23 protein-coding genes and 2 pseudogenes are annotated in these 22,419 nt (G+C 67.2%); 16 read left to right on the top strand and 9 right to left on the bottom strand.

Annotation, left to right across the window (positions count from 1 at the left end; all coding sequences use genetic code 11):
- Nucleotides 1-224 precede the first annotated feature (224 nt).
- The 13 genes and pseudogenes from ACFWRT_RS14125 to ACFWRT_RS14070 all read left to right on the top strand — a co-directional run bounded on the left by ACFWRT_RS14125 (nt 225) and on the right by ACFWRT_RS14070 (nt 7,648).
- On the top strand, nt 225-1,904 hold the full coding sequence (locus tag ACFWRT_RS14125) for a PcfJ domain-containing protein (protein ID WP_380949094.1): 1,680 nt from the start codon (nt 225-227) through the stop codon (nt 1,902-1,904).
- Between the two features lie 262 nt (nt 1,905-2,166).
- Nucleotides 2,167-2,691, top strand: coding sequence for a hypothetical protein (locus ACFWRT_RS14120; protein ID WP_380949095.1), 525 nt, complete (start codon nt 2,167-2,169; stop codon nt 2,689-2,691).
- Nucleotides 2,692-2,854: 163 nt separating this feature from the next.
- On the top strand, nt 2,855-3,637 hold the full coding sequence (locus tag ACFWRT_RS14115) for a hypothetical protein (RefSeq protein ID WP_381121290.1): 783 nt from the start codon (nt 2,855-2,857) through the stop codon (nt 3,635-3,637).
- Complete coding sequence (locus ACFWRT_RS14110; RefSeq protein WP_380949097.1) at nt 3,634-4,197, top strand: hypothetical protein; 564 nt, start codon at nt 3,634-3,636, stop codon at nt 4,195-4,197. Before ACFWRT_RS14115 ends, ACFWRT_RS14110 begins: the two co-directional genes overlap by 4 nt.
- 315 nt (nt 4,198-4,512) lie before the next feature.
- Nucleotides 4,513-5,211: a hypothetical protein gene (locus ACFWRT_RS14105; RefSeq protein ID WP_380949098.1), complete on the top strand. Its 699-nt coding sequence runs from the start codon at nt 4,513-4,515 to the stop codon at nt 5,209-5,211.
- Nucleotides 5,208-5,651 (top strand): hypothetical protein, encoded by a 444-nt coding sequence (locus ACFWRT_RS14100; protein ID WP_380949099.1) that lies wholly within the window; start codon nt 5,208-5,210, stop codon nt 5,649-5,651. Before ACFWRT_RS14105 ends, ACFWRT_RS14100 begins: the two co-directional genes overlap by 4 nt.
- Nucleotides 5,648-5,857, top strand: coding sequence for a hypothetical protein (locus ACFWRT_RS14095; protein ID WP_380949100.1), 210 nt, complete (start codon nt 5,648-5,650; stop codon nt 5,855-5,857). Before ACFWRT_RS14100 ends, ACFWRT_RS14095 begins: the two co-directional genes overlap by 4 nt.
- A complete protein-coding gene (locus tag ACFWRT_RS14090; RefSeq protein ID WP_380949101.1) occupies nt 5,854-6,138 on the top strand; it encodes a hypothetical protein in 285 nt (94 codons plus the stop codon). Before ACFWRT_RS14095 ends, ACFWRT_RS14090 begins: the two co-directional genes overlap by 4 nt.
- Before the next feature lie 118 nt (nt 6,139-6,256).
- Nucleotides 6,257-6,403: pseudogene (locus ACFWRT_RS37635) on the top strand (zinc finger domain-containing protein); the annotation flags it as partial.
- Entirely contained in the window at nt 6,403-6,615 is a 213-nt protein-coding gene (locus ACFWRT_RS14085) for a hypothetical protein (RefSeq protein WP_380949102.1), read from the top strand. The pseudogene ACFWRT_RS37635 and the gene ACFWRT_RS14085, both read left to right, overlap by 1 nt.
- Before the next feature lie 26 nt (nt 6,616-6,641).
- Nucleotides 6,642-6,866, top strand: coding sequence for a hypothetical protein (locus ACFWRT_RS14080; protein ID WP_380949103.1), 225 nt, complete (start codon nt 6,642-6,644; stop codon nt 6,864-6,866).
- 25 nt (nt 6,867-6,891) lie between these two features.
- Nucleotides 6,892-7,125 (top strand): hypothetical protein, encoded by a 234-nt coding sequence (locus ACFWRT_RS14075; protein WP_380949104.1) that lies wholly within the window; start codon nt 6,892-6,894, stop codon nt 7,123-7,125.
- Between the two features lie 286 nt (nt 7,126-7,411).
- Complete coding sequence (locus ACFWRT_RS14070) at nt 7,412-7,648, top strand: hypothetical protein (RefSeq protein ID WP_380949105.1); 237 nt, start codon at nt 7,412-7,414, stop codon at nt 7,646-7,648.
- A gap of 354 nt (nt 7,649-8,002) precedes the next feature.
- Here the strand turns inward: ACFWRT_RS14070 and ACFWRT_RS14065 are convergent, their stop codons facing one another.
- The 8 genes and pseudogenes from ACFWRT_RS14065 to ACFWRT_RS14035 form a co-directional block, all read right to left on the bottom strand.
- Nucleotides 8,003-10,234, bottom strand: coding sequence for a hypothetical protein (locus ACFWRT_RS14065; protein WP_380949106.1), 2,232 nt, complete (start codon nt 10,232-10,234; stop codon nt 8,003-8,005).
- A gap of 80 nt (nt 10,235-10,314) precedes the next feature.
- Complete coding sequence (locus tag ACFWRT_RS14060; RefSeq protein WP_380949107.1) at nt 10,315-12,063, bottom strand: hypothetical protein; 1,749 nt, start codon at nt 12,061-12,063, stop codon at nt 10,315-10,317.
- A 182-nt stretch (nt 12,064-12,245) separates the two neighbouring features.
- A complete protein-coding gene (locus ACFWRT_RS14055) occupies nt 12,246-13,028 on the bottom strand; it encodes an N-6 DNA methylase (protein ID WP_380949108.1) in 783 nt (260 codons plus the stop codon).
- The gene (locus ACFWRT_RS14050) at nt 13,025-14,026 is read right to left on the bottom strand and encodes a DUF6884 domain-containing protein (protein WP_380949109.1); all 1,002 of its coding nucleotides are present in this window, start codon (nt 14,024-14,026) and stop codon (nt 13,025-13,027) included. The genes ACFWRT_RS14055 and ACFWRT_RS14050 overlap by 4 nt, the downstream gene beginning before the upstream one ends.
- A gap of 351 nt (nt 14,027-14,377) precedes the next feature.
- A pseudogene (locus tag ACFWRT_RS37630) lies at nt 14,378-14,815 on the bottom strand (Mom family adenine methylcarbamoylation protein); the annotation flags it as partial.
- Nucleotides 14,816-15,017: 202 nt separating this feature from the next.
- Entirely contained in the window at nt 15,018-16,316 is a 1,299-nt protein-coding gene (locus ACFWRT_RS14045) for a hypothetical protein (protein WP_380949110.1), read from the bottom strand.
- 58 nt (nt 16,317-16,374) lie between these two features.
- A complete protein-coding gene (locus tag ACFWRT_RS14040; protein WP_380949111.1) occupies nt 16,375-16,839 on the bottom strand; it encodes a hypothetical protein in 465 nt (154 codons plus the stop codon).
- Between the two features lie 798 nt (nt 16,840-17,637).
- Nucleotides 17,638-17,925, bottom strand: a complete 288-nt coding sequence (locus ACFWRT_RS14035; RefSeq protein ID WP_380949112.1) for a hypothetical protein — start codon at nt 17,923-17,925, stop codon at nt 17,638-17,640.
- 1,067 nt (nt 17,926-18,992) lie between these two features.
- Between ACFWRT_RS14035 and ACFWRT_RS14030 the strand changes: the two genes are divergently transcribed.
- Nucleotides 18,993-19,298 (top strand): hypothetical protein, encoded by a 306-nt coding sequence (locus ACFWRT_RS14030; protein WP_380949113.1) that lies wholly within the window; start codon nt 18,993-18,995, stop codon nt 19,296-19,298.
- Between the two features lie 111 nt (nt 19,299-19,409).
- Nucleotides 19,410-19,916 carry an SLOG family protein gene (locus ACFWRT_RS14025; RefSeq protein WP_380949114.1) on the top strand — a complete coding sequence of 169 codons (507 nt, stop codon included), beginning with the start codon at nt 19,410-19,412 and terminating at the stop codon, nt 19,914-19,916.
- A gap of 87 nt (nt 19,917-20,003) precedes the next feature.
- On the opposite strand, the gene ACFWRT_RS14020 is transcribed toward ACFWRT_RS14025, so the two are convergent.
- Nucleotides 20,004-20,339, bottom strand: a complete 336-nt coding sequence (locus tag ACFWRT_RS14020) for a histone-like nucleoid-structuring protein Lsr2 (RefSeq protein WP_380949115.1) — start codon at nt 20,337-20,339, stop codon at nt 20,004-20,006.
- A gap of 205 nt (nt 20,340-20,544) precedes the next feature.
- Here ACFWRT_RS14020 and ACFWRT_RS14015 point away from each other — a divergent pair, with 205 nt between their 5' ends.
- Entirely contained in the window at nt 20,545-22,398 is a 1,854-nt protein-coding gene (locus ACFWRT_RS14015) for a DHH family phosphoesterase (RefSeq protein WP_380949116.1), read from the top strand.
- Nucleotides 22,399-22,419: the final 21 nt, after the last annotated feature.

Below are 22,419 nucleotides of genomic sequence, written 5' to 3'. Positions count from 1 at the left end.
CGCCGACCGGCACAGTGGCTCCGACCTCAGCAGCAATCCCGGAAGTAGACCCCAGCATGGCCACCCTTCGAACGGCACGGCCTCGAACTGGCAGGGGATCCTGAACGGCGCCACAGGGGATGCGAGTTGAGGGAGAAAGCCGGACAGGACGCGGGCAGTGCGCTGCAAGGCAGCGCCGGGAGTCTCACTGCCGAAGCCATCACATCGTCCTGGGGGAGACTGCCATGCCCGAGCGTACCGAACGCACCCTGCTCTACATCAAGTATGTCGACGACGCCCTTGCTGAGCAGGGTGCCGCCGCAGTCGAAGGCACGATCTCCGGGATGAGCTTGAGGATCCTGGCGCGGGCTCTGCCTGACGGCCGGACGTCCGTCGCCGCCTCGCTCTACAGGCGTGTGCACCGGATGCGCGCCTCGGGCAAGGCATTCCACTACTGGACCCCAGAGGAGCTCACGTCGATCGCCCGTACGAAGAAGGACCTCGTCGTCCTTCGCGGCATCGACCGCCGCACCGGGAAGTCCGCCACCCGCCACGTATTCTCCGGAATCGTGGTCGAGTCCTGGATCCGCGGACTGTCCTGGACACTGCGGAGCTGGATGCGCAGCAGCCCGCAGGCCCGCAGGCTGGAAGGGCCGGAGCCCGAGGGAGTCGGTGACGCTGTGGACGGGGCGATCGGCGAGATCCGCGAGCACATCGGCGAGCTGCCGAACTGGAACGACCGCTTCCCGCTGCTCAAGGACGGCCGGCCGGATCGGCCGGCCTCCGCCTACCTGCCCTATCTCGATGCCCACGACCCTGCGCAGGTCGCGAAGAACCTCTTCGGCGTGCGCGCCTACCGCCGACCGCTGGCCCGCGAGGTGGAACGTCTGGACATCAGCACGCTGAACTGGTTCGCCCTCTTTCGCGGGCTGGTGCCCGTGGACTGGCTTATCGACGCCATGCGCACCGCGAAAGCAACCGACGGCCGAAGGGAGATGCGTCAACGGTCGCTCACATACCTGCAGCAGCGAGGCATTCGCTCGATCCTGCGCCGGACTCCGCAGCAGGTGCTGCGACGGATTCTCAAGGAGCCCGTGCACCAGGCGCGCCGCACGCTGGCCGATGCAGCAGATTGCACGGCTCACCCTCTGGCCGTCACCCGTGACCTCGACCTCCTTCCAGGAATCATCGCTGCCCGCGGGCAGCGCCGGGTCCGCGGCTCCCGTGACCTCGAACACCTGGTCCGGGACCTGCCCGCAATCGAGCGCTGGCAGAACCCCCGGGGCCGTGCGGCCCAGCGCGTCACGGTCGAGGAGATCCGCGCCCTTCGCGAGATGGAGGACTACAACCGGGAGGTCCGGCTGCTTCCCGATGGAACGGCACAGGTCGCCGACTGGGAACTCTGGAAGGACGAGACGTTCCGCACGCAGGCGGTGCGTCTGATCGAAGACCGTCGGCGCGAGCTGATGGCTGCCCACGATCGTGAGCGCTACGAACGCGACGAAGCCCGACGCCTCGAGCGGATCGCGAGGCAGACCCAGCGCCATGCGTGGGCACTGCAGACGGCCGCACTGTTGGATGGTCGGGAAGCAGCCCCCGGTCTGAAGCTCGTCGTCGCCCGAGATGCCGAGACGCTCTCCCGCTGGGGTGCGATGCTCAACAACTGCATCGGCGGATACGCCGGCGAGCTGGAACTGGATGTGTTCGCTGCGGTCTGCGAAGCCGACGGCCGCGTGCGTCTGAACCTGCAGATCTCGCAGTCGCACGGCGTGGAGCAGATTCTCGGGAAGTACAACCGCGACGCCGTGCGTGAGCTCGGCGAAGCCGCTCAGCAGGTCGTCGACGGGCTAGGGGCCATGGAAGTCAGCTTCCACTCGGATGCTCTGGGTATGGGCGGGCTGCGACTGCCTCATAAGAATCACTGAGCCCATTCTCTACAAAACCTCGGCCTGGTGTTCCCGCATCAGGCCGAGGTCCTTCTCTTGCTGCCCGGAAATGCCGGGGGCGTACGTCGAATTGTCATACGTGGGAGCGATCGGTTGTCAATGAGATGGATCGCTGGGCTATCCGGCGTGACGGTGCTGTCGTGAGCAATTTGCCGCCGAACCTGCGCCTGCGGTCGGTCAGGTGAGTCCTATGCGCTCCTTCCTGCAACCACCACTGAACCGCCCATAGGAGGCTCCCGTCATGCCCGATGCATTCGAGTACACGCCCCGTAGCATTTACATGCTGGAGCCACATGCCGATCATGCGACCATCGAAAACGGATACATCCCAATCGAAGCCATCGCCGAGCGCGTCTACGGTAAACCGTACAGCTCGCTGCGCGGATGCCAGCAGGACGACGAGCACATTGGCAATGACAGCGTGAAGCTCTACGAGCTCGCATCCGGCGAAGACTACCGGCAGGCACTCGGAGACCTCGACGACGCCGAGATGTATCTGGGTCGGGACTCCCGCACCGGCGAGAGCGTCCTCAAGACCGGCATGACTGAGCTGGACTACTGGCTGAGCATCCGCGTCGCCGACGAGAACACACCAGCCACCGTCGAGGCCAACCCGCCGCCGACCCAAGACCTCGAGAACGCCGTGTTCGAGAACCGGTTCTTCGCCGATCGCGCCTTCTCTCCGTCATTGAGACTGGTTCTCGGCGACCTCATCCGCCGCGGCGAGCTGCCGCGCGGCAACTACCTGTTCCGGCATTGGTGGTGACCAAGAGAAAGGGAATTCCCGAGTTATCCGGCGGCCATTTGGTGCTGCCCAACATCATTCCGGACGGTATCTAGGCTCTTGCCTCATATGCAAAAAATGCGGCGAGAAAGTGCGAACTGATTTAGGAGAGCTGCCTGTGAGCAGATACGGAAGCAGGCGTACCGTGCGCGAAGCGATCATCGCGACATTGGAAAGGGAGGGTCGCAACCCGAACTCCTACAATGTCGCCGGGATCATGCGGGACGCCTTCTGCGACCTCGGCCCCGGATACGGGTACATAGCCGAAAGCGAGGAGAAGTGGCACCAGGCCGTGGAAGCACACCGGCGCCCGTTCGGAGTGGGCGACCTGGTGCGCGTCGTCGTCACGACGAAAAGTGAGACAGCCGAGCATCACTACGGCAGGATCACCCAGTTCCGGAAGGCCAACGGTGGCTTCTACCGAGGGCGACCGGTCAAGCCGCACTCCGCCTACGTCGAACTGGGCCACCATCACAAAAGCGGGTGGCTGGGCCCCCTCACCCAGGTCACCCTGGCTCTCGACGATTTCGAGATAGTCCGAGAGTGGGGAGAAATTCACCGGGACGCCCCGAACGGAGACTGGTTCACATGCCTGCGCTGCGGGGCGGGTTCCTACAAGAGCGCTGAAGTCATGATGGTCCACAAGGTCAGCGGCCAGCGGGTACGGCTGTGCCCGGCGTGCTTCAACGACGACGAAGTAGCTGCCCTCGGACACCAGGTCATGTTCCACGGGCGCATCGGTCAGCAGACCGTCGCCGAGCTGACCGAGAACCCCGAGCTGATCACCGGGTCGGCCGGCGACTCCCCGTACGCGAAGTCCGACGGCGAGACCTACCGGGAGTGGGCCGATTGCTTCCCGTGGCTGGTTCCGGCCGCGGCCGCGGAGCTGTACGCACAGTGGCGTGAGCAGCAGGGGGTGACGAGGTGACCCGTCACCGCTGGCCCGTGTTGAGCCTTCGCATTGTCAAACAGCGCGAGCCGGAGGGACCGGACGACGAGCGCGACAGGGCGTCGGACCTCGTCGAGGAGGACCAAGCCGACATCAAGGCGGGCAGGGTCGTCATGGTCGAGGTCCAACTTCTGCAGAAAGACAGCGCGAAAGCGATCCCCAAGTTGATCGACTCACTGGTCAATCGGATCGGTCCACCCTCCGCCATAGGCACCTACCTCCACCCCGAGCACATCTGCGACCCGGGCCTGCGGCGTCTGGCCGTCGACATGTGGACCGTGAACTTCGTGACGGCCGGCGACTTCATACGCTGGCGAGGTCGTGAGTACCTGGTCGAGGAGCTGGAAGACATCGACCGCGAACACGGACCGGTCGGCTATTACACCGGCTTCGCGTTCTGCCGTCGCACCGACAGTCCGCCGGGAGGGCGGTGCCATCCCCGTCGGCTGCCCGTGGACGAGTTGGTGGTCACCGTCCGCGCGAACTCGGTGGCAATCTCCAAGACCGGTCAGTCGGTCAGTAAGGAGGCGAAGGAATGAGCTACGAGTTGGTGGCCTCTGCGACCTGTGGGGACCTGGTCGAGACGAACGACTACCGGAACACGACGCGGGTCGACGTCTGCACGTCGGATCACGCCGTGCACTGAACCGATCCACACAACGCTCGCCGGTACTTCGCCTGGCAGATCGCGGCGTCGCTCGGCCTGGTCGTCGACGGAGGGCTCGAAAGGGTCGTGCCGGAAACCGCCCGTGAGATGCACCCCCATTTGTTTCTGATGAAAGGCGGACTCCGTGCCCCAGACGAACTCGGCGCAAGAAGAGCGCACGAAGCGTCTCGCTGATCTCCGAGCCCGAATGGCTGCCCGCAAGGTGGTCCTCTTCGGCGACCCGCTGATGAGCCTGCCGCTGAACCGCCGGATCGCGTTCGCGATCTCGGACCCGGGCGCGATTACCCCGCGCGGTGATGACTACCGGGAGCCGGTCCACGTGTGGCAGGCCCGAGCGATCGAGTTCGTACTGCCGAACGTCGCCGAGCTGGAGTCGCTGGCCGAGAAGGCCGCCCAGTTCTGCGCAGAGCGCGCAGGGTACGTCAGCAACCTGCGGTCGTTCGTCGAGGGCGGCGAACACGACTATTACCGGTGGACGGGTCACGCGGAGGCGCGGCGTCAACTGGCGCAGTCGCTGGGTCTGCCGGTGGCATGGCCCGCAGAAGACCAGACCGCCCTCGCCGTGGGCGACGACTCCTATGAGGCGCCCGTTCCCCGTTACCTGTCGGTCCCGTACGCGGACAGCGGCCCCCGCCCGGCCTCCAGCCCGGAACTGCTCGCCATGGTCGCGGCCGGATGGAACTCCTTGTACGCGGTGGGCGCCCCAGTTGTCGCGTACCCCGGGTGCCGCCCTGAGGACGACCCGAAGGCCGAGCGGCTCGTCACCCGCACCCGCAGCAAGGCCGAAGTCCTCGGTGGCCACACCGCTGTGGTGTGGGTCGACGGGCACAGCGCGGCCATCAATCTCACGCACGTCGACCCGTGCCCAGCCGAGGCGACGTCGTGACTGCCGCCGACATAGAATGCTTGGCCGTCCCGCTCGACGAGCTGGTCGCCCGCGCTGACGCTTACACCGTCGCGCATGCCGCCAAGCGCTGGGCCGAGGCGACGGCGGAGAACCGGCACCTGTCCTGCGTCGCCGACCCGGTGGACACCGCCTTCGCGCGTCCCACGGACCTGGTCAAGAAGATCATGGAGCACGGCGTGGCCCGCTGGAAGGTCAAGAACAGCGAACGTAATGCAGGGAAGCGCCCTGCACGCCGCCTCACCCTGAAGGAGCCCCCGATGTCCGCTGAGATCCAGCACGAGATCGACGAGCAGCGTGCCGCCGAGCGCCGCCGGGCCTACGTGAACCGAGACCTGCCGCTCCTCGCCGACTACGACGACGGCTTCGACCTCGGGTGGGACGGCCCCACCCCCGCCCTGTCTCCGGAAGGACCCCGATGACCTCACACCCGTACACGCTGCGTTGGGACGACGAGTCCGGTGAGCACGTGGTCGACGGCACCTGTGTGGACATGTACCTGCGGGCCCCCACCGTTCAGCGCATGGGTGTCACCGGGGACGCCTGGGACATCGCCGTCCTCGACGCCGACGGGGCGGACGTGACCTGGAAGTTCTTCAACCACCTCGACAAGGGAGTAACCCGATGACCGACACCCCGATGACCCCGGAACGTGACCCGTCTCGCCGTGAGGAGCTGCTGTTCATGCTGCTCCACGGCGGGGCCCGTGACGCGGCCATCGCCCAGCGGGTCGTTGACCTTGCACTGGCCGAGGCGCGCGCCGAGCTGGTGGCCGCACGTCCCTCCCGGTTCAGCGCCACCCCCGCAGAGGTCGACGCGTTCCTGCGTCAGCACTTGGCCGAGGACACCTACTTGAGCTTCCAGCAGGCCATCGGTGCCCACGCCCTCGAAGAGGCTGGACTGGCGTGATGGCTGGGGTGACGCGATCGAGCGCGTGGACCCCGACCGCAACGGGCCCTGCCCGGCCCGGCTGATCCAGTTCGGCGAGGCCACGCCGTGACCCCGCCGCCTCCCACGGCCCCGTTGCCACCGCGCCATCGCCACCATCAAGTGCCCCATCTGTGAACAGCCCGCCGGGCAACGGTGCGTCGCACCGTCCGTACGGCCGGTCACCTTCGCCCACTCCACCCGCCTGTTCGCCGCCATCGACCAGAAGGCCAGCGAGGAGAGCTGATGCCCACCAAGAAGCCTCGGAAGCCGTGGCGGGTCATCGTCACCGGGCCGGACGTGAACGCCACCTCCGACCACACCGGCGAGGCCAACGCCTACACCCTGGTCCGCACCGTGTTCGGCGGTGACAGCCCCGCCGAACAAGCCCGTATCGAGTACTGGGAGAACGGCGAGTGGCGGTGGTTCGAGACCGTCACCGCCGACGAAATCCTCTGACCGCATCAACGCCGAGGAGTACATCGATGCCCGCCAAGAAGCCCTCGCGCCCGTGGCGACTGCTGTACACCACAAACGGCTCCGTCACGGACACCAAGCACCGCTCCCGCCCCGAGGCGGACCGTGCGGCCGCCGTCGAGATTGCCAGGATCGCTGACGGTTCGAGCCGGGTGGTCCGCATTCGCATCGAGAAATGGGACACGGAGGCCGGGAGCTGGCAGGACGCCGCGACCGCCTACCCCACCACCTGACCATCCCAACGACGAGGAGTAGACCATGCGGACCTCAGACTTCTTTGCCCGGCAGATCGCCCAGGAAGAGGAGATCTTCGCCAGCGACACACGAAGCGCCGCCGATCTCATGAACCGTATTGCTGACGACCCGAACTCTGCGGTGGTTGGCGGCGATATCAGCCGCCTGATCCAGCAGACCGCTGAACTCCACCGACGTGCCGCCAAGATCGCAGCCTGGCGTGAGGCGCACAGCCTCATGAACGCCCCCACCACCTGACCGCCCCTGGGGCCGCTGTGTACGGTACGGCGGCCCACAACCCGAAGGAGAACCCCCGCGAGCCACCGCGCCGCGATCCTCGCCTACCTCACCCAAGCCGGACTCAGCACACCGCACGCCAACGACCGCATCAACCTCCTCCTCCAAGAGCACACCCACCAACTGGCGGGGCAGCAGCGAACCTGGGCGGACTCATTCGGCGCGACTCCCGCACAGCAAGCGGTTGCTTCTGTGGTTCGCGAGGCCGCCGACCTCCTCGACCCGCCTACCGCCAGGAGCCCCCACGATGACCGCCGATGCCCGTGCGTGGGCCGGAACTACGGAGGACACGTACGACCTCCACCGCTTTAACGAGAACAGGCAGGCCGGCTGCCACCCCAGGATCCGCACCCACAGCCGGATCACAGAGCGCGACGAGTCTTGCGAGCCGTATATGACTCTGCGGACCCGCGCCCAGATCGAAGGCCATTGGGCCGCCGACAAGTTCCGGTTCTGCGCCGTCTGCGCCGACCTTTCCGCCTGACCGAGGAGCATCATGCTCGCCGTCTCTGAACGTGTCCCCGGCTACGGCCGCACCCCCGACCAGACCATCTGGCACAAGCCCGCAGCCGGCCACCGATGCGACGGGGGCTGCAACTTTCACACCATCGCATGCAGCGAGGAGGAGGGGATCGTTGCGCCTGGCCCGATGCAGGACGTACCGATCCGACTGGAGAAGGAACACGAGGCGTGGTGCACAGACTGCCTTGGCCTCCACCGGCAGAAGCCCACCACCACCCAGGGGCCCCGCGATGATCCAAGCCGGACAGACCCCACGGCTCGGCACCCTCACCGGGGCCCGTAAGCATCAGGGCGCCGCGGCAGGAGCGATCAGCTCTCATTCCGCGACACGCGCTGCCTCGGCCGTCTCCTGCTCGGCGAGCGCTACGAGCACCGTCGCGCCGGCGTCGATAGCGGCGGCCAGGTCGAGCCGGTGCACCCTGCGGCGCGTATCAACCCAAGTGCACAGCGCATGCCACTTCTCGGCCGCGGCGTCGGTGAGGTTCGCGACGACCGCCCCCACGGCTTCGTCAGCTGCCGACGTGATCGGCTTCTCGACTTCGTTGACGTTGTAGGTGCGCGTCACACGCCGGTCGCCCCGGCCCGTGGGCTCATCAAGACGTGCCGAGGTGGCTCCGGGACGGTGACGGATGACCACGTGGCCGATGTAGGCGGCCGAGAGCACCGCGGCCGCCCCCGCGTCCAAACCGTCAGCGTTCAGCGCCTCCAACACGGTCAGCTCGTCGACGGTGGGGGTGGCTGCGCGCTCGGCTGCCGCCTTCTCCCCTGCTGCCCGCAGCGCGGCGGCCTGCTCGTTGGCGGCCTGCTCCGCATCCGCTGCGGCCTGCGCCTTCTCCTGCTCGCCGGTCCAGGTTTCCCCAGCGGACAGCCACCGATAACGGGAGCTCTTCACGGCCGCGTGCCGAGTGTCCTTCTCCGGTTCCGAAACGGCGCTTATGCGCAGTGCGGTGGACCACAGACGCAATGCTCGTGCTCCCTCGTCGGTGAGACCGAACTCGCGGACGCCAGGGGCGACGGCGAACACCTTCACAAACCCGGCCGCCCACAGGCGCGGTACCAGGGTCTTCCTGATCCTCTTGGAGACGTCGGCGCGGTCGGGGCTGATGTCATAGACACTGAAACCGTCGGCGGTCTCGCGCACCTTGCCGTCACGTATCCACCCCAGCGTCCGCCACTGGTCGCGGGAGAAGCTCAGGGCCTCGGCGGCGTCGATGTCCTCCGGGGTCATCACGTCGGCGTCTTCCCGGGCGTGCGCGTCCAGATGGGCGCGGGCGGCGTCGGCCGCATCCTGCTCGATGTCGTAGACGTAGGCGGCGGCGATGTCTGCCACTGCGTCACCCAACTTGCTCAGCCCCATGGAGACGGGGCCATGCCGGTCGCACTCGGCCACCCACCTGGATCCGGCCAGGTTCAGGGCGACCGCCCGCGCGCGGGCGGCGCTGCTGTACGCCTTTCCGACTGCGGGCGGGCCGACGGGCGATGAAAGGCCAACAGCGGTCACCGCGCGGTCGGCGCCCTCGGGGCCGTTCGGCTCCGGCTCCTTAGCGGGTTGCCCTACGCCAGATGTGCCACCGGTCGCCGCCGACCTACCCGGTCCGGTTCCCTCGGGCTCAGCGGCGGCGCAGGACGGCGGCCACTCGGGAAACGTCTCGCCGCGCTCCAAGGTGTCGGCGTGGGTACGGACGATGTCCCGGACGCTGGCCGCGTACGGCGCGTCATTGATCACCGAACAGACGCCGATGCGCGTGTCGTTCGGCGCGATGACCAGCCAGGGCCAGGCCTCGCCTCCTTCCTTCGACACCTCGTAGACAGCTCCCCGGACCACCGCGTTCCAGAGGCCCGAGCCGACTCGCGTCACCGTGACCCGCCGCAGGCCCGCTCCCATGACGATCTCCTGGGGGCCGTGCTCAGACATGACGAGACCTTCATCGCGGCGCTCATCCTCCTCCGCCTGCCGCTCCTCGGCCTCCTGCTGGATCCGCGCCCACGCAGCCGCCCGGTCCTGCTCGGCCTGCGCATCATCCTTCGCCTGATCCGCCGCAAGCCGCTCCCGTGTGGCCTGCAGTTCCTTGGCCCACTGCTCGATCTGTCGCATCTGCGCGGCGCGCCGGCGCTTCTCCTCCTCCCCGTACGGCAGCGGAGCAAGGTGCCGGGCCTGGTCCCGTGCCGACTGCTTGCTGGTCCGACCGGAGTGATGAGCACGCACCCGCGCCCAGTAGGCGGCCCGATGATCCGCGTGCAACAGATCGGGTGCGGCGGAGCACCAACGGTGCGCGGTGACGCCGTCCGGGGTGATCGTGACCGGGCCACGTCGACCGGCGCGGGGTACCGCAATGTAGCCACCGGATGCCAGGAGCTCGACCACGTTGGCCCGAACGCGGCGACCCTGGCCCTCACGGCGGCGGACGATCCCGGACGTGTCCGCGTGCAGGTCACCCGAGTACGTGGCAGCCAGCACGTCGGCCAACCCTGTACACCAGCCCATACGCGGCAGTTCGGTTCGGGCGTTGCTCACATCGAGCCACCGATCCGCGCCGCTGTTCTCCACCTCTGTGCCGCCGGGGTGCGGCGAGCATGGTGACAGCTTTGCGGGCTGTGAGATTGGCCCCGTCAAACCTGACGTGGCCACTACCGGAGCCCGCCTTCATGCCGGTTCTCCACTGCTGTCGCAGCGTCCGCGAACGCGCAGCCGTACAGGTTCAACGTTTCCTCACGGCCGGCCTCGGCGCGGACGGCGGCATCCTCCAGACGCGCGCACTCGGCCACATAGTCAGCCAGCACACCCGCATCGCGGTACGTCTGCGCTGACTCGGTGTAGTGGGCGGCGTCCCGCTTCGCCCGAGCGACAGCGTCGTACGCCTCCACGCACGAGCGGACGGCCGACCACACGTCCCCAGCCAGTGCGTCCCCTTCCCGGACCCGGCCTCCGCACTCCTGCGCCCGTTCTACGTCACCCGAGGCCAGGACCACCGCATCGTGCACACGGACGCGGGCCGCCGCCAGCCGTTCCACTGCCGTCGCCCATGCCTCTGCTGTCTGGCCGGACTTCTCCCGGTCCGCACATGCCTCATCGAGCCCGGCCTGCCCGGAACGAGCCGCATCCGTCCGGGCGTTGTCGCGCTCGACGGCGTAGTGCATGTCCCAGTGCAGAGCGTGCTCGAAGTCTTGGACGCCCTTGTACGCAGCCACCGCGTTCTGCAGCGCGGCCCACTCCGCGTGCGCGTGTTCGGCCACGCGGGTCGGCTCCCCGAAGCTGCTGTGCGGGTACCTCGCCCAGCTGGCCAGGTGCTTGCGCTCGTTGCTCGTCCCGAACCCTTCAGGGTTCTTCCGTACAGTGGCCGCCGCCTGCCGCAGCCTCTCAGCGCCGCTTCCCTCGATCCGGTCGACCACGGCCAGCGTGAACGCCACGGCGGCGGCATCGGCCCGGTCACCGGCGATCAGTGCCGCGGAGGTGTACCGCGCCGGGTAATACACCGACTGGCTGGAGCGCTTGGAGTGTGCCCAGGCGTCGTACTGCGCCACGAACGACAGCGAGGGATCGCCGTGCCCGGCGTGCGCGACACCGTCGTAGTCGGTGTGGCCGTCGAACCACGCACACCAGGCGCGCGAGGAGCCCTCGAACATCCCGATGAGTCCGCCGTACCCCGCCGCCGACGCCTCGCCGCCCGACTCGGCCAGCCGCCCGCGCCAACGGACCTCCTGGACGTTCAGCCGCTCCTGCGCCTCCTCGATGATGAGAGCGGCAAGCGCCTCCCGCTCCGCCCGTGCCCCGGCGTCCGCGATCGCCTCCCCGGCCTCCTTGGCGTGCTGCCCGGCCAGCACGATCGCCCGACGCCACGACGCACACCCCCGCGCGTCCTCGCCGTTCGTCTCGGCCAGCCACGCCCGCGCCGCCTCCACGGCGTCGGTGGCCGACCGCTCCGCCGTCTTGGCCTCCGCGTAGGCGGCGGAGCCCAGCTTCACCGCCCGCGCGCCCGTCGGCGTGGAGCCGTCGAGGGCGTTGAACGCGTCCCGAGCGTCACTCAGGGCAGCACTCACCTTCGCCGCGGCCTCGTCCATCTGGCGGACCCACTCCGCGGCGTCGCGCCCCCACACCGTCCGGCCCGTGGCCTCTTGCTCACGCGAGACGACGCGTACGTCCCTGACGGCCTCGCGCACGGCCTTGAACCCGCCGGTCGAAGCGGATGCCACGAGCTTGCCCGTCGCTTCGTTCCATGCGCACACGTGCTCGGTCTCCTCCACCCCCGCGCGCACCATCACGAGCCCGGAGAGCACTGCGGCGCGTACCCACAGGCGGCCGGTCCAGCGGCGTTCTGTACGGACGTCCCAGCCCACCTGTTCGGCTTCGTGTACCAGGGTGCCCGCGTTCTTGGGCATACCTTCCAGCGCGGCCGCCGCCGCTTCGGCACCGATGGCTGCCGCACATCCGCCGCAGCGTCCAGAACGGACCTCCCTGCGCAGGCACGCCGGGCACAACTCGGCTGCCGGCTCGTTCCCGGGCCACACCGAAGCATCGTCGCTCTCGGCGTCAGAAGAATCGGCTTGTCCTTGCGTGATCGTCATCGCTTTACCTCCACAAGGTCAGCGGGTTTTCCGGTGGTCTCCTGAGGCGACGCGATGATCAGTCGATGTGATCCCTCGATTGCCCGGGCCACCCTGCGCTTCTGACTCCAATTGCCCAGGAGGTGAGCAAGGGTGGGCCATGTCTCGAAGGTCTCCAGCGTCAGGACATCGCAATGGCGTACGACCGCGGGTATGTGCAGCAGCGTGAGGTGGACGTAGATCATGTGCATCGCCTGAGGAGCTATGTCCTCCGCCGTCACGTGCAGCTGCGTCTGCGGATTCAGGCCGCTCTCCAGCATCGTCTGCGACAGGGCGATCATGATCGCGCCGGCGCCGCAGGCGGGCTCATATACTTCGGCGAAACCCCTACGTTCGACTTGCTCGACCACCATGTCGATCTGCATCTGAGCCACCAACTGGGCGATGCCATAGGGCGTGTAGAACTGCCCCAACCTTTCGTTGCCGAGCTCCAGCTCCTCGTAGAGGCGGCCAAGTACGTCGCAGGGCGCACGCTGCATCTCTGTGGTCACCAGCGCCAGGGCGTGCGCGAAGCGGTTCAGCTCTGTTCTGGTGTAGCCGCCAGCGATCTGGAGGTAGTGCCTTTCGCGCGCTTCCCAGGACTCGCTCCCGGGGACGTCCACGGCATTGCGCGGAGCCAGTGCCGCCATCTCGACGAAGTCGTCGAAGACAACGCTCATTCGCTTCGCGCCGGTATTCGCCGCCAGCAACTTCACGATCTCGCGGTAGCCCCTCATGCTCTGGGCCTGGGAGACGTTCATCGACCGGCGTGCTCGTCGTGCAGGGTGGCAGCCTTCTTCCACCAGCCCTCGCGTATACCGGCGTTGTCGCGTGCTCGCGCGCACTGGCCGTGCTGCTCGCCCATGCCGCCGGCCAACGGCGCGTGCAGGTGCGGGACGGCCGGCAGCAGCAGTGCGGCATAGTCCTGGCCGCCGAGGAAGATGACATCTGCGTCGTCCAGGCCGAGGCCCGCCGCTTGCCAGAGGATTGTCTCCGGCCCGACGGCCTCCTCGTCCTTGAGTGTGACCTCGTAGGGGCGCAGGGGCCGGTCGAGCGGAACGAGGCCGTGAAGCACAGAGGCGATGAAGATCAGTGCGGAGTCGGTCAGGGCGTCCGCGGCAGCGCGCAGGGACTGGTGGTAGTCGCCGATGTAGAGGTCTCCAGCCTGGTGGTCAGGAAGCGGATTGCCGTACTCGTCGAGGCCTGGAGCGGGCAGCTTCTTCTCCTCGCAGACGGTGACTACGACGCGCCGTCGGTGGACAGCGATGTTCCCGCGCTGCCGGGCGTAGAGTCGCCCGGCTTCCGTGAGATAGAGAGGGCGGCCTGCCTCCTCCCACGTGACCTCGCGCTTGTCGTGCGGCTCGGGCCGGATGGTGGCGTAGCCGCTCGCGGCGATCTTCCGCAGGGTGGAGCCCCGGAACCACGCCTCCCCGGCGCGGTGGGCCGGGTCATCCTGGCCGGGGACCCTCTGGTCGGGGCGCCGCGCGGCGGTCAGGACCGCCTCGTGCTGCCGGCCAGGGAGCTTCGGCAGGATGCTTGGAGCGTCTGCCAGCGCACTGCGGCCCATGTTCTCTTTCCGCCAGGCGTCGAGGGCCGCCCATCCGTCCTTGGTCATCCGGTGGGTACCGCGGTCAGCGGTGTACGGGACGAGCAAGCCGTCGGACATCAGCTTGGCGAGTGCTGCGGGGTGTCCGGCCACGAGGCCGTCGTCGTTGGCGTCGAGGATCTTCGCGCCGGTAGGGCTGAGACCGTGACTCATCTGGTGACTTCCTCGTATTTCGGAGGTAGACGGTGAGGGGCAACGGGGCCCATGACGCGGAGCTGGAAGAGGGGGCCCAGCCAGCAGAACCCGCGTGCGCCGCGGGCCGATGGTCCGCGCGTACTTGTGGCAGCCGTCGTGGTACGCCGTCGATGCCCCGACATCTTTGAGTGCCCGAGCGAGCGATCGCGCGCCGTCTTCCTCAGCTCGGCGGGCGGTGGCTCCGAGTGCGGTGAGCCGCCGTTCGACTGCCGCGTGGCCAGTCTCGTCTCGGCGGACCTCGGCTGCTGCGCGGTCGCTCAGCACGGTGGCGTCAGGAAGTACAACCAGGCGCCGGGCGCGGGTGCGGCCGAGATAGGCGAAACCCTGGCCGTGGCCGTAGACATGGCCGATGTGCCCCGGCATCACGTACGACGGGCCGTCGGCCGAGATCTTCACTCGCGGGACGGGATCGGCGTGCGCAACGATCCCTCGGATTCCCCTGGCGGCAGCGTCCTGAAATGCTCTCGCGCAGGCCCACGATTCACCGTTCGAAGCCACTGAGTCAAGAAGACACATACGCGAGAGCTCAAGCGATTCCTGGAGAGGGACCAGGTCCAGGAACACATTGAGGACGGCGGTGTTCATCGGAACCCCGAGGGCGAGCACCCCGACCAGCCGACCGCCTTCGGGCTCACCGGGCGCAGGAGGCTGGTCGACGCGCTGGAGACCGTACGCGAGCCGTACGACCGGCCAGCTCGCGCTGTAGTGATGTGCGACAGTGAAGCGCTTCGCCGGAGCCTCCGGGATCCGGACGACACGGTGCGCCTCCGGATCGAATCCGCCGTCCCGGGTACGTCGCCACGTCGGCAGCCGGTGGTTCCAGCGCTGGCACCAGGCATCGGCCCCTGGCTGCTGCAGTTCGATTCGCTTGGCGAGGACAAAACCACCCCACCCCCCGTACGGGCATCCCGGCCGCGCGTCCTTCGAGGTGTCTCCGGTGCACCGCTCATCACACCGCTTCCTTGGTGCGCTTGCCCCCGGTCTTCGCAGCGAGGCCCTGCTGCTCGACGTGGCGGGCCGCGATGTACAGGCCCTCGCGGTTCAGGTGCCGCGAATAGCTCGAGTCGAGGTAGAGGACGGGCACGTCGCCCGCGGCCTTGAGCAGCGCCGGGTGCAGCAGGTGCTTGATCGGACCCGAGCCGCCGCCGTAGACGTAGACGACTTCCGTCGTTGCGCCGGCCTGCGAGAGGACGTCGCCGAAGGAGGAGACGATCTCGTCGACCAGGTAGCTGGCCTCGTCCTCGACGAAGCCGGCGGCCCGCTGGCGACGGTTCCTCACCAGCACGGACGGTTCCGCGTGGAGAAAGTCCGCCAGCTGCTTGCGGGAGGAGAACTGCAGCGTGGGGTCGGACTCGTTCATGCGCTCCATGGCGTTCATCAGCGCGGTGCCGTAGCCCTCTTCGAGCGTGGCGGCCGCCTCGGGGTTGAACCGACCGTCGGTGAAGACCGGGAAGTTCACGGTGCCTTCGCCGACGTCGACACCGATGGTGTGCTGGACCGCCACCAGATCGGAGGCGGAGACACCCTCCACGAGGGAGGCGTCGCGAGTGCGCAGGTCATCGAGGAGCGCCTGGGCCAGCTCCTCGCCCTTGTCGGTGATGGCGAACTGCGCGGAGGCACCCTCCGCCATCACCTGGACGTCGACAAACTGCAGGCGCACCGAGACCGGGGTGCTGAAGTTCTTGATCGTCACCAGGTGCACCGCGGGGTCGGCGCTGCCCAGCAGGCCGATGAACTCGGCGGCGTAGGCGTGGCGGCGCGCGACGAACTCGGAGATCGGCAGCGCCAGGCCGGCGCGCACCTGCACGCGCAGCTCGTGATCGGGCAGAGCGCCGTTCTCGCGGACGTAATCGCGCAGGGCCTTCGCGGCGAAGACACCCAGCACCAGGACCTTGCTCAGCTCCTGATCGGCCTTGGAGTGCTTGCCCAGCACCTCGAACTCGGTGAACTTCGAGCCACGCACAGATAGTGCTGCGCGGCCGAAGATCCGGCGGTCGGACGCCGCCACCAGGGGAGTGGTGAGCGAGCAGTCGATCTGGTTGTAGAAGTCGCTGGCCAGCACGGATACTGCATCCGCGTCGGGGAGCGGCACCTTCGGCGAGGTGCGAGAGGTCGAGACGACCGCGCTGGGTAGGTCGATCTCGTCGAAGGTGCCCAGCTTCGTGTTCTGAATAACGCCCTTGACGTATCCGTTGCCGACATCGATGCCGCCGGTGAGAGTGACGACATCGGTAGTGTTCGCGCTCATGAATTCGGTCCCTCGGTGTCTGCGTTGTCTGTCTGGAGTGTGAGATTCACCGCGTCACTCAGCGCCGAGTGGCCGCCATGATTTCGTCGATGGATGCCTGCGCCGGTGGCCCCGGCGCTGGATTGGGGACGTTGGCCGCAGGCTTCTCGGCCGTCTCATCCGGCGAGGAAACAGGCTCGGGCTGAGCCTCTGGTGCTGTCTTCCTGACGACGGAGTCGGCGCGGTCGGTGACCACGGGCTGCGGTTGAGGCTGAATCGGGCGGGCGGCCGGATGAAGCTCCCCTGCTGCTTCGTCGTCCTCGCGCTGCTCGGTGGTCTCCAGCGGTGGCCGGCCGCGACGGGGCAGCTGATCGACGGGCTTGTAGAAGACGTCGATGTACCCGTCGCGTTGAATGGACTCCCGAATGAGCAGTCGCAGCGATTGCGAGATGCTCTCCTGCTGATCGAGCCACTCGATCACCGAGGTATCGGCAGCGGGCACGGTCCAGCGGACCTTGCGAGCTTCACCCGGCTGACTGGCCATCACACTCACCTCGCCCTGTCACTTGCTTCTGCGCTCCAAGCCGTGGCTCGCTGGATGACTCTTGATCTGCCATAGGGACTCACCGCCGTTCACGCCTCCACTCGGATGCGAATCGATGCGAGCTCACTCTAGTGTCCCTATCGAGTCCCATGCAAGTCTCATTCGATACATGAGTGAAGCGTCATTGGTGCCCCTATTGGGTACTCGCGAGGACGCCTCCGGGACACCGAAGTGCCTCACTTGGAACGGTCGCGCTCAAGCCGCCAACGCCATGCCTCTGTGGGCTCCATGCGCGACGCAAGGACGGCTCCTAGGGGACGCCTGTGAGACACCTGGGGCCATTGCCCCGTCCTGGGGGAGCCGTATGGGAGTACGCGTAAAGTCCCTTCAGTGTCCCGGCCTTGCCTTCTCGAAGGCGCCACCCAGTGCCCCTGCGCAGATGTGTCCTCCCAGGGCACTGTGTGCGATGCCAGGAGACGCTGTTGGAGCGCGCGCGAGACGTGGCAGGGACGCGCACGGGACTCCAGGAGGCCCAGCGGCACGAGTCGATGTCCTATGCGTGTCCCAGTCGCGTCCCCGGCGTGTACCGATGAGTCACCTCCGAGGCGCAAGAGAGACGCCTTTTCACTAACAACTCAGAGGCCGAGAGGCCCGACCGGGACCCTTGTTGAAGCCCGTCGGCGGACCGTTTCCACAGCCGCGAAACGATGGCCGAGCGAGGTCGGCACAGCCGCCGGTGAACCGTCGGGCGCGATGCTGGTGCGGCGGCCGGAGCCGCCTGTTCCGGCCGCCGCCACGTCAGCTCTCCTCGTTGTCAGCTGCCACGGCCTGATGGTGGTCGTCGCTCCAGCAGAGGCCGCTCCACGGGCCCTCGTGCAGTGGGTCGCCACGCCGGATGTGCCCCGGCGTCTTGTCGCACTGCACCCAGCCGCCATCTTCCGGGTCGGCGTCGAAGAACAGCGCCGGACACCGATCATCCACGCGTTCAGGGGTCGGGCCGTAGAGCCCCAACCGGAACAGCAGACTGTTCGCAAGCCCTTCTGCAGCCTGATCGTCGAGCTCCGAAACGGCCGTGATCAGCTCCACGAGCTACCCGTACGTCTCCTCCTCCTCCTCCTCCTGCGTGAGCGTAGGCAGAAGCGTCTTCGGCGGGATCATCAAGTCCTCCAGTGGCAAGTTGAGCGACACCTTCACTCTTCAGGCTCGGCGTGGACCCGCACCGGCAATGGATCTTGAAAAAGTGGCGCACATCGCGACCGCGCTCCCGCCCGATCTGGCGAGCGTTCCGCGGCGCGCAGGAACAGGGCGAGCACTCAGGCCACCTGGCGTACGGCCAGGCCGTCCCGCTCAGGTCGGGGCACGTCCCGGGTTCAGAATCAGATCTGCTGCGCGGCGAGGGCTGTGCTGCCTGCGGCAGCAGGGCGATGAACCGGTGCTGCGCCCCGTCGGCACCAGACCCGTACCCCCGCCTCGCTCGTGCCTCACAACGACGGGTGGGCATGGGGTACGGCCGAATCACGGACGTCGAAAGAGCAGTACACCCAGAAAGTGCGATGAACAGGCGAAACAGCCGGACCCGTACCCTGCTGCGCGAGAAAGGAGGAGGGGTACGGGTCAAGAGGGTACGGACCGTTTCCCCTGATGTTCCAGGCTTCCGCCAACGCTCCAGCCGTGGAGCAGCGATGACGACGACGAGGGAGTGAAAGGGCATAAGAGAACCTGATAACGCGTGTCCTGCGGACCCGCGCTTCGCGCGGCCTCTCCTCTGCGCTCCGGGGACGTGTTAGCCGGCATAGCCGACGGGTTCTACCGCTCGCTTCACCGCTGGCCCATTCCTCGCTAACACTCCCGTCGGCGATGCCCAGCGCGCGGCTTAAGGGAGAAGCCCGCCCCTGCCCAACTGCAGGTGCGCGGATGCGGACAGCAGCGGGGGTGGATCAGGTGCCACGTCCCTGGCTCGGGCGAGAAATGACGCCCTGCGCGACGCCTCGCCATGTGATCCATCCGGGAGCAGACCACGCAGCGAAGCCTTCTGGATCGTCAGCCAGCAGAGCTGGCACGGGAGCTGGACGGAACACGAGATCGCATGGATCCCACTGGGGTCCGCACTCGATGAGTGTCACCCGCACCCGAGTCCACCAGGAGGCATCACCATGACGCAGTCTGAGCCTGAACTCTCGCCCTACGACACCGGAGCCCGGTGCGAGCCGAAGTTGTGGCAGCCGAACAGTGATGCGGTAGCCGAGGCGATGCGCTCCGGCGATGCCGAGAGCATCGGCAACGTCGACTTCACCGACGACGAGGACCGCACCGCCGTCACCGTGCACGTGTCCCGCGCAGACAACGGAGTATTCACCGTCCACCTCATGCCGGCGTCCGGGGACAATCAGATTCGGGTCGAACTCCACGCCGCGAAGGGCACGGTCACCATCGAGGCCGACGCCGGAAGGCAGGTGTGAAACGGCGGCACTCGCCGGGACGCGAACGTCCGGCAAGCGGTCAGGGGCCGGGCAGCTGGCTCTCGACTCCAGCAGCGGAGACCGCCGAGTCGCAGGGAGAGGAGACTCGAAATGATTGCTGAATTGATTCCGGCATCGTTCTCGCACGTCATCCTCGTCACGGGTTCCCGCAGTTGGAGCGACGAGAAGAGCATGCGTAAGACGTTCAACGATGCCTGGCTCGACTGGGGAGCGAAGAACGTCACCCGGCCACTACTCATCTCGGGGCATTGCCACGAGGGTGCCGACGCCATGGCCGAGCGCCTGTGGCGAGCCGCCGGCCTCCAGATCCGCACCTTCCCCGCCGCCTGGACGGCTCAGAACAGGGGGGCCGGCTTCCAGCGCAACCAGGAGATGGTCGACACAGCTCAGGTGTACCGCGACGCCGGTGCGCAGGTGCTGTGCACGGCCTTTCTCGACCTCTGCCGGAAGCCCGGGTGCCCGAAGCGGCGCCACGAGCAGCTCATGCCGCATAGGCCGGGGCACTTTTCGCACGGAACCATCCATTGCAGGTCTCGCGCGCGAGCCGCAGGGATCGAGACAGCCGACGTGTTCCATCCGTCGCTGCCTCCGGCCTGAGACACACGAAGGGCCCTGCAGTGGTGCTGCTGGGCCCTTCAAGGAGGGATAGGAGGAGTTGGCCAGGAGGTGAACAGCAGCGCAGCGCTACTTGCTCCGATCGATGCCATGTGCCTCGTCGAAGGCCTTCATGATCTTCTTGGGGATGCGTCCCCGCTCCGCGAACTCGTAGCCGTTCTTCTTGCCCCACGCACGGATCTCGTCGCGCTCCTCAGGCGTCGTCTCGGGCACGACCTTCGTCACCGGCGCCGCTTTCCCGGCCTTCCGGCCGGCCTTCAGGTACGGCTTCAGCGCCTCCTCGAGCTTCTTCCGCTCCTCAGGGGTGAGATCGATTTCGTACCAAGTGTCACCGAAGCCGAATGTCGCCGTAGCCGCATCTGGCTTACCACTGATATCTGACTCGACAATGCTTCGAATGGCCATAGCGGTGAGAGTAGCTGACTCGTAAGGTCCTTGAAAAGTCTGTCGCGGCTATTCGGGATAAGGAGGCGGTCTGGGCCCGGATGAGCCTCTAAGATACTGCTAAACGAGCATGAATGGCTCTTATTACTGCTAAAATCACAGCATCGTCAGCGGTGGCGTGCACTCCGTTCCCCGCCGACCATCAACTCAGATCGAAAGGTCCGCCATGTCCGTGCTCGAAACCGTCGACGACCATTCGCTCACCGACGAGGACACCGACCTCTTCGAGCTGCTGCGCCAGCGCAGGGGGTGGTCAGATCAGTACCTGAAGAAGATCGAGTCCACCGAGCACGACGAGCTCCTGGACCTGGCCGAGATGGTCGAGGCTCTTCATGACGCCGGGACCACGGGCAAGAAGATCACCATCGCCCCCGACTTCGACATGGACGGAATCTCCTCCGGCGTCCTCGGCTACGCAGGCCTGTCCGAGCTCGGCTTCGATGTCGAGCTGCACCTGCCCGACTATCGCCGCGGCCACGAGCTCACACCCGAGGACATCGCCGAGATTCAGGCGAAGTGGCCCCGCACCCGGGTCTTGCTCACCTGCGACGGGGGAGTGAACTCCCACAGCGGCATCGCCGCCGCGCGCGCCCTGGGCTGGACGACGCTGGTGACCGATCACCACGAGGAGCTCGCGCCGGGCTCGACCGCGGATGTCACCGTCGACCCCTGCCGGATCGACGAGACCTACGCCCACACCGGGATCTGCGGTGCCCATGTGCTCTACCAGGTGATCGAGGCCTACGCCCGCGTGCATCGACCCCAGAAGCTCTGGGAGATCCATCTGCTGCGTCTGTTCGCCGGCCTCGGCACCGTCTCCGACGTCATGCCCATGCTGTACGAGAACCGCCAGCTGGTGCGCGATGCGATCTCGATTGCCCGCCTGCTGCGTGTCGCCGCTCCGAAGACAATCCCCAATCCCTGGGGTGGGTTCGACGCCGACCCCGATGCCATCGACGTCGAACAGTCGATCCTGATGCAGCTGCTGCGCGCCGACCCGCACCACCCGGTCTACCTCCGGGCCTTCGAGGGCTTCGCGGTCATGCTCAAGGTTTTCGCTCAGGCCGGCAAGATCCGCGACGTCGACGATCTCGACGAGGGCTTCTTCGGCTTCTACCTCGCCCCGGCGATGAACAGCCCCCGGCGCACGGGTGACTCGCTCGAGCCGTGTTTCGCGGTGTTCACGGCTGCCGACGTCGACGTCAAGTTCAAGGCCGCCCGCCGGATAATCGAGAGCAACGAGCTGCGCAAGCAGCTGGTGACCAAGCACATGGAAGAACTCTCCACCGGGGACCAGCCCTTGGCCCCGTGGGTGTACTTCTCGGACGCCCATCCGGGCATGTACGGATTGCTGGCCAACCGGATGATGAAGCTCAACGGCTCCCCGGTCGTGGTTCTCAACCGGCCCGCCGGCCCCGACGACTTCGTCAGCGGCTCCGGCCGCGCGCCGGGATGGTTCGACATCATCACCAGCCTGGAGCCGCACGAGGGACTCAGTGCCATCGGACACCAGCAGGCCTGCGGCGTACGCGTAGCGAAAGCCGACAAGCTGAATGATCTTGTCGCCGTGCTGCAGGAGGCCACTCAGGACGCGCGGCTCGCCGTCAGTACCGATGGTCCGAACGGCGATCTCGTGCTCGGCCCGGATGCCGACTGCGACATCGGCCTCGATGACCTGCAGCCGTTGTTCGAGCTGGTGCGCCGGACCGAAGGACTCAAGCCCTTCGGGCACGGCTTCACCGCGCCGGTCGTCGAGATCGCGATCGAGCCCCTGGGCCTACGCGTGGACCGGATCGGATCCGAAGCACAGCACCTGCGCCTGGTCACCCGGTCCGGCCTGTCCTGCCTGTGGTGGAACGCAGCCGAGGAAAAGTTCGACGTGATCCGAAGCTTCGTACAGCGCGCCAGCCGCACAGAACTCGGCACGCTGCGTTTCACGGCGACGCTGCAGCTGAACACCTTCCGAGGCGACACTCGCGTCCAGGCCGTCATCAACGAGCAGATCACCACGGCTGCTTGAACCCGTAGAAGAGGAGACCGT

The sequence above is a fragment of the Streptomyces cyaneofuscatus genome, assembly GCF_042718795.1.
GTDB lineage: Bacteria > Actinomycetota > Actinomycetes > Streptomycetales > Streptomycetaceae > Streptomyces > Streptomyces cyaneofuscatus_A.
The sequence above is the reverse complement of the archived record's forward strand: the minus strand, read 5'-3'. Positions and strand labels throughout refer to the sequence as shown.